This window comes from Streptomyces sp. NPDC101194 (assembly GCF_044767885.1).
Classification (GTDB): Bacteria; Actinomycetota; Actinomycetes; order Streptomycetales; family Streptomycetaceae; genus Streptomyces.
The window spans coordinates 799,004-811,276 of record NZ_JBIWOS010000002.1 but is presented as its reverse complement, the minus strand read 5'-3'; the positions used below and the strand labels follow the sequence as shown (position 1 = coordinate 811,276).

13 protein-coding genes and 1 pseudogene are annotated in these 12,273 nt (G+C 71.6%); 8 read left to right on the top strand and 6 right to left on the bottom strand.

Annotation, left to right across the window (positions count from 1 at the left end; all coding sequences use genetic code 11):
* Positions 1-168: 168 nt before the first annotated feature.
* Positions 169-1,062 (bottom strand): heparin lyase I family protein, encoded by an 894-nt coding sequence (locus ACIRP2_RS10440; protein ID WP_404248461.1) that lies wholly within the window; start codon positions 1,060-1,062, stop codon positions 169-171.
* Positions 1,063-1,418: 356 nt separating this feature from the next.
* Between ACIRP2_RS10440 and ACIRP2_RS10435 the strand changes: the two genes are divergently transcribed.
* Positions 1,419-1,697, top strand: a complete 279-nt coding sequence (locus ACIRP2_RS10435) for a substrate-binding domain-containing protein (RefSeq protein ID WP_404249446.1) — start codon at positions 1,419-1,421, stop codon at positions 1,695-1,697.
* 125 nt (positions 1,698-1,822) lie between these two features.
* Here the strand turns inward: ACIRP2_RS10435 and ACIRP2_RS10430 are convergent.
* Positions 1,823-1,974: pseudogene (locus tag ACIRP2_RS10430) on the bottom strand (DUF255 domain-containing protein); the annotation flags it as partial.
* A gap of 125 nt (positions 1,975-2,099) precedes the next feature.
* Here ACIRP2_RS10430 and ACIRP2_RS10425 point away from each other — a divergent pair.
* Entirely contained in the window at positions 2,100-5,327 is a 3,228-nt protein-coding gene (locus ACIRP2_RS10425) for a tetratricopeptide repeat protein (protein ID WP_404248459.1), read from the top strand.
* Positions 5,328-5,414: 87 nt separating this feature from the next.
* On the opposite strand, the gene ACIRP2_RS10420 is transcribed toward ACIRP2_RS10425, so the two are convergent.
* Positions 5,415-5,648, bottom strand: coding sequence for a hypothetical protein (locus ACIRP2_RS10420; RefSeq protein ID WP_351080374.1), 234 nt, complete (start codon positions 5,646-5,648; stop codon positions 5,415-5,417).
* Position 5,649: 1 nt separating this feature from the next.
* The gene (gene mca, locus ACIRP2_RS10415) at positions 5,650-6,531 is read right to left on the bottom strand and encodes a mycothiol conjugate amidase Mca (protein ID WP_404248457.1); all 882 of its coding nucleotides are present in this window, start codon (positions 6,529-6,531) and stop codon (positions 5,650-5,652) included.
* A 151-nt stretch (positions 6,532-6,682) separates the two neighbouring features.
* Here mca and ACIRP2_RS10410 point away from each other — a divergent pair, with 151 nt between their 5' ends.
* On the top strand, positions 6,683-7,099 hold the full coding sequence (locus ACIRP2_RS10410) for a DUF4307 domain-containing protein (protein ID WP_404248455.1): 417 nt from the start codon (positions 6,683-6,685) through the stop codon (positions 7,097-7,099).
* Between the two features lie 205 nt (positions 7,100-7,304).
* Positions 7,305-7,802, top strand: a complete 498-nt coding sequence (gene greA / locus ACIRP2_RS10405; protein WP_351080379.1) for a transcription elongation factor GreA — start codon at positions 7,305-7,307, stop codon at positions 7,800-7,802.
* A gap of 150 nt (positions 7,803-7,952) precedes the next feature.
* On the opposite strand, the gene ilvA is transcribed toward greA, so the two are convergent.
* Positions 7,953-9,182, bottom strand: coding sequence for a threonine ammonia-lyase (gene ilvA, locus ACIRP2_RS10400; protein ID WP_404248453.1), 1,230 nt, complete (start codon positions 9,180-9,182; stop codon positions 7,953-7,955).
* Positions 9,183-9,338: 156 nt separating this feature from the next.
* Between ilvA and ACIRP2_RS10395 the strand changes: the two genes are divergently transcribed.
* The 4 genes from ACIRP2_RS10395 (at position 9,339) to ACIRP2_RS10380 (ending at position 11,026) form a co-directional block, all read left to right on the top strand.
* Positions 9,339-9,869 (top strand): MarR family winged helix-turn-helix transcriptional regulator, encoded by a 531-nt coding sequence (locus ACIRP2_RS10395; RefSeq protein WP_404248451.1) that lies wholly within the window; start codon positions 9,339-9,341, stop codon positions 9,867-9,869.
* 161 nt (positions 9,870-10,030) lie between these two features.
* Positions 10,031-10,525: a sigma factor-like helix-turn-helix DNA-binding protein gene (locus ACIRP2_RS10390; protein WP_404249444.1), complete on the top strand. Its 495-nt coding sequence runs from the start codon at positions 10,031-10,033 to the stop codon at positions 10,523-10,525.
* Entirely contained in the window at positions 10,522-10,770 is a 249-nt protein-coding gene (locus ACIRP2_RS10385; RefSeq protein WP_404248449.1) for a hypothetical protein, read from the top strand. Before ACIRP2_RS10390 ends, ACIRP2_RS10385 begins: the two co-directional genes overlap by 4 nt.
* Positions 10,771-10,834: 64 nt before the next feature.
* Entirely contained in the window at positions 10,835-11,026 is a 192-nt protein-coding gene (locus tag ACIRP2_RS10380; RefSeq protein ID WP_404248447.1) for a DUF1059 domain-containing protein, read from the top strand.
* Between the two features lie 75 nt (positions 11,027-11,101).
* Here ACIRP2_RS10380 and ACIRP2_RS10375 read toward each other — a convergent pair whose 3' ends face one another.
* Positions 11,102-12,247, bottom strand: coding sequence for a cystathionine gamma-synthase (locus tag ACIRP2_RS10375; RefSeq protein ID WP_404248445.1), 1,146 nt, complete (start codon positions 12,245-12,247; stop codon positions 11,102-11,104).
* Positions 12,248-12,273: the final 26 nt, after the last annotated feature.

Here is a 12,273-nt window from a genome sequence, read left to right as displayed (position 1 = left end):
CGCCCCGGGGTGGGCCGTGGTGGCGCGGCCGGCACTCGGTGATCACGGACGGCGGGAACTCGGGCGCACTCGCGAAGGGACGGCTGACCGGCGAGACCGAGCCGGTCGGGCAGCTGCCCCCGGGCCGGCTCCGGGCCACGTGGGGAGGCGGGCCCGGAGATCAGTGGTTCAGGAGGTGCCCAGGTCGATGACTCGGATGTTGTCGTGCTGGACCACGCGAGTCGCAGGATCGCCCGCTTCTGTCGAGGAAGCGGGGCGGTACAGGCCCCACTTGATGTAGCCGAAGGTCGTGGGGTTCTCCGGGTGGAAGGTGTTGACGGCGGTGTACGTCTTCTTGAGCGTGAAGCCCGACTCCCCCGGGAGCTGGGCGGACACCTTGTAGTACCCGGTCCTGTCCTCGGCCCAGCGGACGTCGATGCGGAACCGCATCCACTTGTTGATGGAGTCGCGGAAGTCCTCGACCACCGGCGCCTGCAGGTTGAGGAGCGGGGAGCGGAACGCGATCTCGTTGCGCTTCGCCATCATGTAGAACGACGGCTTGTTCCCGCCCGCGTGCTTGCCCTGGAAGATGATGTCGCCGGCGCTGCCCTTGCCGGTCTCCCAGTCCTTGAGCATGACGCTGAACTCGTAGCGGTGCACGTCACCCACGTGGATGAGCGACTTCTGCAGTTCGTTGTCGGCGCTCTCGCTGCGCGGTGCCCCGTCGGAGACGTAGTCCGCGTCGTTCAGCGTCACCTTGTGCGAGATCGAGCGTGAGCTCCGGTCGCCGCCGCTCTCGACCTCGGAGGCGTCGGGAGCCTTGGCGTGAGTCGTGGTCAGGCCCGGGATGCCGGAGTCGAGGGTGCCGGACTCGTAGGTGACGTCGAGCAGTTCAAACGCCCCGGGCGGCAGGGCCGGCTTCTCCTTGCGGGCGCCGGTGTCATTGGGCCGAGCGTCCTGCTGGAGTGCCGTTTCGAAACGGTGCCCGGCCTCCGGCGCCGCGGAGGCGGTCGTGGCGTATCCGGTGCCGACGATCGTGGCCGTGCAGACGGCGATGCAGATCCTCTTGTGCGCATTCTTCATGGAAGCTCCCTGGGATCGGTGGGAGGAAGAGCCGAACATCCTGTGGGGGACGAGCAAGGTGTGTTCACGGGCCGGGTGGATCTCGTTCACTGCGCGACCCGTCGTACGGAGGGAAGGCACCTCTCCTTTCTCCTTCTTCGGGGACACGGGCGGGCGCACGCGCCCGCCCGCAGCGTCAGTACGTCAGTACCGGTGGTGGTCGGTGATCTGGACGAGGTTGCGGCCTCGCATGGTGTAGAGACGGCCGTGCTCGTCATGGGCGATGTGCGAGCCGCTGTACCAGGCGCCGTCGATGTCGGGGACGACGACGGAGACGGCGAAGGTCCTGGGGTGGAAGCGGAAGACGGAGCGAAGCCATCGGCCTGGTCGAACGCGCCCACGAACACGGCCTCACCGTCCCCGACGACCTCGCCGTCATCACCTACGACGACGAAGTGGCCGCAGCCGCCGACCCTCCCCTGACCGCCGTACGCCCGCAGAAGCACCGGCTCGGTGTCCTGGCCGCCGAAATGGCCCTGGCCCGCGCCGGCGATCCGGTGGAACGCCCCGTCCACCGCGTCCAGTTGTGGCCCACCCTGATCGTCCGCGCATCCTGCGGAGGCACCGCGCCCGTCTCCGCCCCGACGAACCGGTGACCGCCGCGGGCACTGCGTCCTCTCCGCGGTTCCCGGGCGCGCGGTGAACGTCCTTCCCGCCTCGGGCTGTACGGGACGTGATGTCGCCGAAGGGCAGCGCGACCACACGTTCAGGACCGGTACCCGTGGCAGCTCGCGCATCCGACGCCGAGCAGCACCGGCACGTTCCACCTGCGTGCCTCCTCGAACGCCTCGGGCGACCGGGGCCACCGGTCGACAGGTGGTCGGCATGGCGGAGGAGGTACGGGGAAGCCTCACGGTCCAGGCGATTCGGCATACCCACATACTCTTTCGGGCCCGGTGGATCGCCTCGTTCTCTCGCGCTGACGCGCCGTACGCAGGAGACTGAGCGGCGCTGCCGGCCGAGGCAGCTGCAATCGTCGTATCCGGAGGGGGACGCACATGCGGGACAGCCATCGGGCGGAAGCCGAACGGCTGTTGGTACGCGCCGTTGAGGAAGAGGTACGGCGATCGGGCGGGCGGGCCGACGCAGGAACGCTGATGTCGCGCGGACGGGCAGCGCTCGATTCCCTGGCGGCGGGCGCGGACGACGAGTACGCCGCGTATCTGCGGGCGCTGGACGCGGCGGAGGCCGGAAAGCAGCCGCTGTCACGGCTGTTCAGCCGGGCGACCCTGGGAACTCCCCTGCTGGTCACCGGAGTTGCCGCGGTCGCCGCCGTCGGCGCGGACGTCGCGTTCGGCACGGCGACGGGACCGGCCCTCGGCGCGGGCGCCGTCGTCGCGGTCGCGGGGGCCACGGCGACGGTCGCCAAGGTCACCGCCTCGCACTGGCCCGCCGCCCATCGGCGGGCGGGTGCGCTCGGGCAGCCCGGTGGTGCCGAACAGCTGCGGCTGCAGTGGCTGGCGGCGCTGGAGGTACGGGGCATCCGCCCCTTCCTCGACCAGCAGCGGATGCTCAGCCCCTCGTCCCGCACACCGGCGAAGAAGGTCCCCGCGCAGTCGCGGACCGCCCCGCAGCTGCGGGGCGGGGACCGGAGCGCCGCCGCCCGCATGCGCGCGGTCCTGGAGCAGTCGTTCGGCCATCTCCCTGCTGCGGAGGGGCCGTTCGCCGGGCGGCGGACCGAGCTGGCACAGATCGCGCAGTGGGTGCGCGAGGCCCGCGCGTCGACGGAGACCAAACCGACCGTCGTGGTCCTGCACGGCGCGCCCGGCGCCGGACGCACCACGCTCGCGGTACGGGCGGCGCGCAGCCTGAAGGACCAGTTCCGGGGCGCCTGTGTGGTGGACCTGCGCGGCAATGTGGCCGGGGAGGCGCCGCTGCCCACCCGGGACGCGCTGCTGCATCTGCTGAACCGGCTGGGCGCGCCCCGCGAGCAGCTGCTGTTCCGTGAGAGGGCCTCCGCCGAACAGCAGGTGCGGCGGCTGAGCGAGCTGTACCACCAGCACCTGACCGGCACCCCGGTGACGATCGTCCTCGACGACGCCGGCGACGCGGCCCAGGTCAGCACCCTGGTCCCCGAGCGCTCCGACAGCCTCGTCCTCGTCACCTCGCACGAACCCCTGGAGCTGCCCGCGGACATCCCGGCCCGGGTCCATCAGCTGCCGGTCGGCGCGCTGGACGCGGCGGGCGCGGAGGAGCTGCTGCGCGAGGCGGCCGGGGCGGAGGAAGCGGGCCCGTACGACTCCCGGTCGACGGACACCGTCGCCGAGCTGTGCGGCGGGCTGCCGCTGGCGCTGCGCATAGCGGGCTCCTCGCTCGGGCCGCGCACCCGCAGCGCCCTCGCCGCCGATCTCGCCGCGTACGGGCCGGTCGCGCCGGTCGAGCGCGCGCTGTGGCTGCGCTACACCGACCAGTCCGAACAGGCGCGGCGGCTGCTGCGCCGGCTCGCGCTGGCCGGGCGGGCGAGCCTCGGCGCCGCGGCGGCGGCCGCGCTGCTCTCGACCGACGAGCAGGAGGCCGAGCGGCTGCTGACGGACCTGGCCGGAGCCGGGCTCCTGGACCATGTACGGGGCTCGCGCTACCGGCTGCACGACCTCGTACGGGGCTTCGCCCTGGCCCGGCTGCGGGACGAGGAGGAGGCGGCGGACCGGACCGCGGCCCAGGAGCGGCTGATCCGGAACTACGCGGACCTGGCCGGTGCCGTGATCCGCATGGTGGACGGCAAGATGTCGACCCGGGCCGGACAGTTCGGTTCGCACGGGTTCGGTTCGCTGGACTCGGCGCTGCGCTGGCTGGACGACGAGTCGAGCTTCATCACCTCGGCGCTGCGGCACGCGGAGGGCGTCGACCAGGCGGCCGTACTGGATCTGCTGGGCGCACTGTGCGACTACTGCCTGCTGCGCGGCGACCTCTACCGACTGGGCGAGATCAGCGAGTTGACACAGGCCGTGGACAAGGGGCTGCTGGAGCGGTCCGTGCAGTGGCGCACCGGCATCGCGGCCCGTCAGCTCGGCGAGCTGGACAAGGCGCGCACCACGCTGTCGTCGGTGGTCGGGCTGTACCGCGAGGCGCAGAACGAGGCGGGCACGGCGCTGGCACTCTGCTCGCTCGGCATCACCCTGCACCACCAGGGCAATCTGACCGAGGCGGCGGCCCGGCTGCGGGAGGCGATCGAGCTCCAGTCCTCCGACGAGCAGGCCGCGGACCGGGCCTGGTCGCTGCATGCCCTGGCCGCCGTCGAACGTGACCGGGCCCGCCTGGCGGAGGCGCTGACCCTCCTGGACTCCGCGCTGATCCTGCACCGGGAGGGCGAGTCGCTGCACGGCGAGGCATGGACGCAGTTCCAGCTGGGCCAGACCCTGCTGCGGATGGGCGACGTGGACCGGGCGAAGGACGCCCTGCGCACGGCCCTGGATCTCTACAGCCGCACCCGTGACGAGCGCGGCGAGGCCTGGGCGCTGACCCAGCTGGCCCGAGCCCGGCTGCTCGACGGCGACCCGGTCTCGGCGGCCGAGGAGCTCCAACTGGCCCTGGCCCGCCACCGCGACAACGAGGACGCGCGCGGCGAGGCGTGGACGCTGTACTACCTGGGCCAGGCCCTGGAGGAGAACGGCGACACCGACCAGGCGGTGCGGCAGCTGGAGCGGGCGCGCACCATGTTCTCCCGGATGCGGGACGTGTACGGGCTGGCGTGCGCCCGGCACCACTCGGGCCGGGTCACCCGCGACCAGCTCGCCGCCCGGACCGGGAACCTGCGCAATTCCGGCTTCGCCCGCCAGCTCCTGATGGACGCCCGCGCGGACTTCCGGCGCATCGGGGTCGCCCACGGCGAGGCCTGGACCTGTCTGGAGCTGGTCCTGATCGACGCGGGCAACAACCGCGCCGCCCAGGCGCTGGAGCTGTGCGGCGAGGCGGCGGAGCTGTTCGACTCCTACGGCGACGCGCGGGGCGGGGACTGGGCCCGCTTCCTGCGCTGCACGCTGCTGCCCTACGCGTCACCGGGGGGCAGCGAGGTGGGCACGGTGGTGGCCCAGCAGGAACTGGCCGACCTGCTCCGGGCCGGTCACCCGACGCGCGACGGGAAGCTGGAGGACTGCGCGGAGGCGTTCACCGTGGTGCTGAACCGCGGAGTGGACCTGGAGGACGGCTGGCAGGCGTGGCGCCTGGGCATGACCCCGACGCGCCACGCCCGGGAGGTCATGGGCGTGCCGGTCCCGCCGAGGGCGTGACGGCACACCGGACGCCGTCTCGTCCTCGGCCCCTGTGGTGGCCGTCCCGGGGCGGGACGGCCACCGGACCCCGTGGGCGCCGGTCGCCTACTTCCGCTTCGCGGAACCCGCTCCCACCGCGGCGTCGGGCACCGCCTCCGGATCCGGGGCCTCCACGAAGTCGACCTTGCCCATGTGCCGGTTCATGGACTTCATCAGCAGCCACACGCCGCCGGCGAGCGCCGCGAAGACGATGAAGCCGAGAACGCCGGGAGTCACCTTGTTGTCGTCGACCTCCTTGGCGAGAGGGACGAGATGGGTCAGTGCCTGGGTCGCGTACATATCAGGCATTGTCGCGGATGCCCGCGAAGAGGTCGCTCTCGGGGAGGGAGGTGTCGACGAGAGACTTCGCCAGCTCGTACTCCTCGGTCGGCCAGACCTCCTTCTGGATCTCCATCGGAACGCGGAACCAGCCGCCGTCGGGGTCGATCTGCGTCGCGTGCGCGATCAGCGCCTTGTCGCGGATCTCGAAGAAGTCCGCGCACGGGACGTGCGTGGTCAGCGTCCGCTCGTCGCGCTCGAACTCCTTCCAGCGCTTCAGCCACTCGCCGTACGGGGACTCCAGACCACGGGCGAGCAGTGCCTCGTGGAGCGCCACCGTGCGCGGCCGGTTGAAGCCCTGGTTGTAGTAGAGCTTCTGCGGCTGCCAGGCCGGGCCGAACTCCGACTCGGGGAAGGTCTCGGGGTCCGCCGCGCCGTCGAACGCGATCATCGTGATCTTGTGGGTCATGATGTGGTCGGGGTGCGGGTACCCGCCGTTCTCGTCGTAGGTCGTGATGACCTGCGGCCGGTGGGCGCGGATGCTGCGGACGAGACGCCCCGCCGCCTTCTCCTCGTCCTCCAGTGCGAAGCAGCCCTCGGGCAGCGGCGGCAGCGGGTCGCCCTCGGGCAGACCCGAGTCGACGAAGCCGAGCCACTCCTGTCGGACGCCCAGGATCTCCCGGGCCTCGTCCATCTCCTTCCGGCGCACCTCGTGGATGTTCTCCTCGATGTAGGCGTCGCCCTGGAGCTTCGGGTTGAGGATGGAGCCGCGCTCGCCGCCCGTGCAGGTCACGACCAGCACGTCCACCCCCTCGGACACATACTTGGCCATCGTGGCCGCGCCCTTGCTCGACTCGTCGTCGGGGTGGGCGTGAACGGCCATCAGTCGCAGCTGCTCAGTCAAGACTCGATCCTCAGTGATTGGTCGCCATTGAGTGGTGCGTCACGAAGCGACGCCGGTGTGGGGTGGCGGTCGATAGGCGGGTGGGAGGCTTCTATAGTGACCGAACCGGGGGGCGGAAAATTCCTCGATCCCCGGCACGGGAGGAACGATCATGACGGCGGTGCGCGAAGCGCTTCCGGAGAACCGCTACGGCCGCTCCGCCGACCGGCGCGCGGACCGCAAGCTCAAGATCATCGGTTCGGTGCTGGGCGTCGCTCTCCTCGGTGTGATCGGCTGGATCGGTTACGACTACGTCGGCGGCCAGGGGATCAGCGCCGAGGTGATCAAGTTCAAGGTCGTCTCGGACGAGCGGGTCGATGTGCACCTGGAGGTGCGCAAGGGCAAGGACACCAAGGGCTACTGCACCCTCCGCTCGCAGCACGAGGACGGCAGCGACGTGGCCCGCAAGGACTTCCGCTTCGACGACCCCACGGATCGCATCGACCGCGTCCTGTCACTGCGCACGACGTCCAGGGCGACCAACGTCGAGCTGCTGGGCTGCACCGACGACGGCGGGGCGGCGCGCTGACGACGACGGGGCCGTGCGCCGGCCGCCGCACGCCGGACCCGAATCGCTGTTGATGCCGCTGACCTGCGCAAACGCAGTACCGGCGGTTAACCTTCTCCCCCTTTTCCTGGGGAATTGTTAGGCTCGTGGTTTCGCCCACCCGTAGGGGCACATGCTTACGGGTAGGGCGATGCTTTGTATTCCCAGTACCGACGAGGAGCACCCTGTGACCCAGACCAGCGAAAACGTCACCTGGCTCACGCAGGAGGCGTACAACCAGCTCAAGGCCGAGCTGGAGTACCTGTCTGGTCCCGCGCGCACGGAAATCTCCGTAAAGATCGCGGCGGCCCGTGAGGAGGGTGACCTCCGGGAGAATGGCGGGTACCACGCGGCCAAGGAGGAGCAGGGCAAGATGGAGTTGCGGGTGCGCCAGCTCACCCAGCTCCTGGAGCACGCGAAGGTCGGCGAGGCGCCTGCCGACGACGGCGTGGTCGAGCCCGGCATGGTTGTGACGATCGCCTTCGACGACGACCCGGACGACACGATGACCTTCCTGCTCGCCTCCCGCGAGTACGCGAGCTCGAACATCGAGACGTTCTCCCCGCAGTCGCCGCTCGGCACCGGCGTGAACGGCAAGAAGATGGGCGAGAACGCCGAGTACGAGCTGCCCAACGGCAAGACCGCCACCGTGAAGATCCTCGCGGCGAAGCCCTACACGGGCTGATTCCGCACCCCACCGACGCGGGGGAGCCCCCGGCCCGACTTCGAGATGCACGGGCCGGGGGCTCCCCCGCGTGTGCGGCATCCCACACACGCGGGGCGGCACACACCCGCGACGGCCGGGCGGCGCCCGACCCCGACGCGGCGGACGTGCTCAGCTCATCACCAGATAGCCCGCGTCGCGCAGCGCCGCCGAGACCTCCTCGCAGTGCTCCGGCCCCTTCGTCTCCAGCTGCAGCTCCACCTCCACCTCGGTGAGCCCGAGCCGGGGATCGGTCCGCACATGGCCGATGTCGAGCACATTGGCGTCGACCACCGAGAGCACGCCCAGCATGGTGGCCAGCGAGCCCGGACGGTCGGCCAACCGCAGCCGCAGGCTCAGATAGCGTCCGGCCGCGACCATGCCGTGGGTCAGGATGCGCTGCATCAGCAACGGATCCACGTTGCCGCCCGACAGGAGCGCGACCACCGGCCCGCGGAACGACTTCGGATCGCTCAGCAGCGCCGCCACCGGGCTCGCGCCGGCCGGTTCCACCACCAGCTTCGCCCGCTCCAGACAGAGCAGCAGCGCACTGGACAACTCGTCCTCGGAGACCGTACGGACCTCGTCGACCAGCTCCCGGACCAGCTCGAACGGCACATCGCCCGGACGCCCCACCTTGATGCCGTCCGCCATCGTCTGCAGCGGGCCGACCGACACCGGGTGTCCCGCGGCGAGCGACGGCGGATAGCAGGCCGCACCTGCCGCCTGCACGCCGACGATCCGCACCTCCGGCCGGATCGCCTTGACCGCCACCGCGACCCCCGCGGCAAGCCCCCCGCCGCCGATCCCGACGACGACGGTGCGCACCTCGGGACACTGTTCGAGGATCTCCAGGCCGACCGTGCCCTGCCCGGCGATGATGTCGGGGTGGTCGAAGGGATGGATGAAGACCGCGCCGGTCTCGTGCGCGTACTCCTGGGCGGCGGCCAGCGTCTCGTCGACGACATGGCCGTGCAGCCGGACCTGCGCCCCGTACTGACGGGTGGCGGCCACCTTCGGCAGCGGCGCCCCGACCGGCATGAAGACCGTCGACCGCACGCCGAGCAGCGCGGAGGCCAGCGCGACCCCCTGCGCGTGGTTTCCGGCGCTCGCGGCGACGACCCCGGCCGCCCGCTCCACCGGGGACAGACCGGCGATCCGCACGTACGCGCCCCGCAGTTTGAACGAACCGGTCCGCTGCAGGTTCTCGCACTTGAGGTGGACCGGCGCGCCCACGAGCTCCGTGAGGTGGCGGCTGCCTTCCATGGCGGTCATCCGGGCCACACCGGAGAGCATCTTCTGCGCCCCGAGGACGTCGTCGAGGATCAGCGGAGGAAAGTGGCCGGACGCGCGGAAGTTCATACCGTAAGTCTTGCAGCTCGGCAGGGCGCCGAACGCCTCGTACGGTCCCGTACTGCGCCGTTGTCCACAGGTTTGTGCAGCGCTGGTACGCGTTGCCCCGTGGCCGCGTACTCTGTCCCCCACCCATCCGAAACCGCACGAAGAGAGCCCCCGGCCATGCCCCCTCAGGACATGACGACAGCTGCGTCTCCTTCCGGGGGCGCCGCCCCCACATCCACGGATTCCGACCACGTGCTCGACGCGCTGCAGCACCAGGTCGCGGTATTCGCCCGCCGCGCCGAGCAGACCCGCCTCGGCGGCGTCGGCCAGGTGCGCAATTCGATGGACCGGGCCGCCTATCTGCTGCTCAACCGGCTGGACCGGGAGGGCCCGATGGGCGTCAAGGCACTGGCCGCGGGCATGGGGATCGATTCCTCGACCGTGACCCGGCAGGTCGCACCCCTCGTCGACACCGGCCTGGTCAAGCGGACCTCCCACCCGGAGGACGGCCGGGCCGTCGTGCTCCAGCTGTCACCGCGCGGCCAGGCCCGGCTGGACGAGGTCCGCGGCTCCCGGCGCGAGCTCATGACACAGGTGACGGACGACTGGACCGCCGAGGAGCGCGAGACGTTCTGCGCGCTGCTCACCCGGTTCAACACCGCGCTGGCCGCCCGGCAGGCCACGCACCAGGCGCCCCCGGCCGGTTAGGGTCCTCCGTTCGGATCCGCCGGACCAGCGCGTGGGGTCCGGCGGATCCGGACAAGAGGCCCTGGTTCCCGCCCGGCGGACGCCGCGGCGCCCGAGGCCGTACGGGCCGCCGGCCGCACGCCTCTTGACCGGAAGCCCCCACAACGGCTCGGATGAGCACTGTGCGAGAGCGCCAGGCGGGCCGGGAGCGGCGCCGCGCCCAGGAGTTCGAGGCCTTCGTGGCGGGCGCGGCCGGCCGACTGCTGCACACTGCCACGCTGCTCACCACCGAGCCCCTGCTGCCGCCCGGCGCGAACCCGCGGGCCCAGCGGATGCTCATGGCCGCGCTGGCCCGCACCTACGCGCAGTGGGGGCGGCTGCGGGGCGAGGACCCCTACGACCGCACCCGGCGGGAGCTGGCCGTGCGGTTCGCCCACGAGGTCTGGCGGCACCATCGGCCGCGCGGCGGACCGCTGGGCCGGCTGACACCGCAGGAGCGGCTCGTTCTGGTGCTGCGGCTGTACGAGGGGGTCGCGGAGGAGCAGGCCGCGGCCCTGCTGGGACTCCCGGTGGAACGGATCCGGGCGATCTGCAACCGCTCCGTGGCCACGATGCTCGGCACCCGCCGGCCCACCGCGCGGTGGGGGCCGCAACGCCCGCTGGAGGCGGCGCCGTGAGCCGGGGCGGCAACCGGGAGGACGAGGTCCGGCGCATGCTGGACGGCCCGCACCCACAGGTGCCCGCCGACCTGGCACGGCGGGCCGCCGAGCGCGGCGGCCGACTGCTGGGCCGACGGCGCCTGGTCCGCAGGCTGGCGCTGCTGGTGGCGTTCGCCGCGGTGGTCGCCTTCACGGTGTGGGCGGTGCGGGTGCAGCCCTGGCAGGTGCCGCCCGCCGAGACGACGCCGCTGGACGGCTGGTGAGGGCCGGACCGGGGCGAACTATCCTGGAACGGGGCGACACGGGCAACCGGCCGAGGAGGCTGCGATGACCAGGAAAGTCGCCGACTGCCGCAAGTATCCGAGCGTCTCGAACTGCTCGCTCACCATCTCGGGCGAGGAGGAAGAAGTCGTACGGGCCGCGGCCGAACACGCGGTCTCCGTCCACGAGCACACCGACGGCCCGGAACTGCGCGTACAGATCCGGGCATCGCTGGACGACGAGAAGGTCGACGCCTGAGCGGGGCCGGGCGGGTCCGATCCCTCGGACCCGCCCGGTCATCCGTTGTACGGCGTGACCCGAACGGGACAGCCCTCAGCCGAGTGCCTGGACCAGATCGGCGATCAGGTCGTCGGCGGACTCGATGCCGACGGACAGCCGGACGAGGTCGGCCGGCACCTCCAGCGGGGAACCGGCCGCCGAGGCGTGCGTCATGCGGCCCGGGTGCTCCACGAGGGACTCGACACCGCCCAGCGACTCACCGAGGGTGAACAGCTTGGCCCGGTTGCAGACGTGGACGGCTGCCTCCTCGCCGCCCACGACGCGGAAGGACACCATGCCGCCGAAGGCCTTCATCTGCTTGGCGGCGACCTCGTGGCCGGGGTGCTCGGGGAGCCCCGGGTAGAGGACCTGGGTGACCTTGGGGTGCCGGGTCAGCAGATCGGCGATCTTGGTGGCGTTCTCGCTGTGCCGGTCCATGCGGACCGCGAGGGTCTTGATGCCGCGCAGCACCAGCCACGCGTCGAACGGTCCGGCGACCGCGCCCATCGCGTTCTGGTGGTACGCCAACTCCTCTGCCAGTTCGGGGTCGTTGACGATCAGCGCGCCACCGACGACGTCCGAGTGACCACCCATGTACTTCGTGGTGGAGTGGACCACCACATCGGCGCCCAGGGCGAGCGGCTGCTGGAGGTAGGGGCTGGCGAAGGTGTTGTCGACGACCAGTCGCGCACCCGCCGCGCGGGCCACACCGGCGATCGCGGCGATGTCGGTGATGCCGAGCAGCGGGTTGGACGGGGTCTCCACCCAGATCGCCTTGGTGCGCGGGGTGATCGCTGCCCGTACCGCCGCCACGTCCGACGTGTCGGCGACCGAGAACTCCACGCCCCACCGCGAGACGACCTTCGCGAACAGCCGGAACGTCCCGCCGTAGGCGTCGTTCGGGATGACCACGTGGTCGCCGGGGGTGAGCAGCGTACGGAGCAGGCAGTCCTCGGCGGCGAGGCCGGAGGCGAAGGCGAGTCCGCGGCGGCCCCCCTCCAGGGCAGCGAGATTGTCCTCCAGGGCGGTACGGGTCGGATTGGCGCTGCGGCTGTACTCGTAGCCGCCGCGCAGTCCGCCCACGCCGTCCTGCTTGTACGTGGACACCTGGTAGATGGGCGGAACAACGGCGCCGGTGAGGGGATCGGCGGTGTTTCCCGCGTGGATCGCGAGAGTCTCGAAGCTGTGCTGGTCGCTCATGGGGCCCGAGCGTAGTTCGTCGCGAG

What these genes read in the sequence shown, in the direction of transcription:
- ilvA (WP_404248453.1), bottom strand. Translation starts at nt 9,182, where the DNA reads ATGAACTTCCGCGCGTCCGGCCACTTTCCTCCGCTGATCCTCGACGAC.
- ACIRP2_RS10425 (WP_404248459.1), top strand. Translation starts at nt 2,100, where the DNA reads ATGCGGGACAGCCATCGGGCGGAAGCCGAACGGCTGTTGGTACGCGCC.
- ACIRP2_RS10410 (WP_404248455.1), top strand. Translation starts at nt 6,683, where the DNA reads ATGACGGCGGTGCGCGAAGCGCTTCCGGAGAACCGCTACGGCCGCTCC.
- ACIRP2_RS10440 (WP_404248461.1), bottom strand. Translation starts at nt 1,062, where the DNA reads ATGAAGAATGCGCACAAGAGGATCTGCATCGCCGTCTGCACGGCCACG.
- ACIRP2_RS10395 (WP_404248451.1), top strand. Translation starts at nt 9,339, where the DNA reads ATGCCCCCTCAGGACATGACGACAGCTGCGTCTCCTTCCGGGGGCGCC.
- ACIRP2_RS10375 (WP_404248445.1), bottom strand. Translation starts at nt 12,247, where the DNA reads ATGAGCGACCAGCACAGCTTCGAGACTCTCGCGATCCACGCGGGAAAC.
- ACIRP2_RS10420 (WP_351080374.1), bottom strand. Translation starts at nt 5,648, where the DNA reads ATGTACGCGACCCAGGCACTGACCCATCTCGTCCCTCTCGCCAAGGAG.
- ACIRP2_RS10380 (WP_404248447.1), top strand. Translation starts at nt 10,835, where the DNA reads ATGACCAGGAAAGTCGCCGACTGCCGCAAGTATCCGAGCGTCTCGAAC.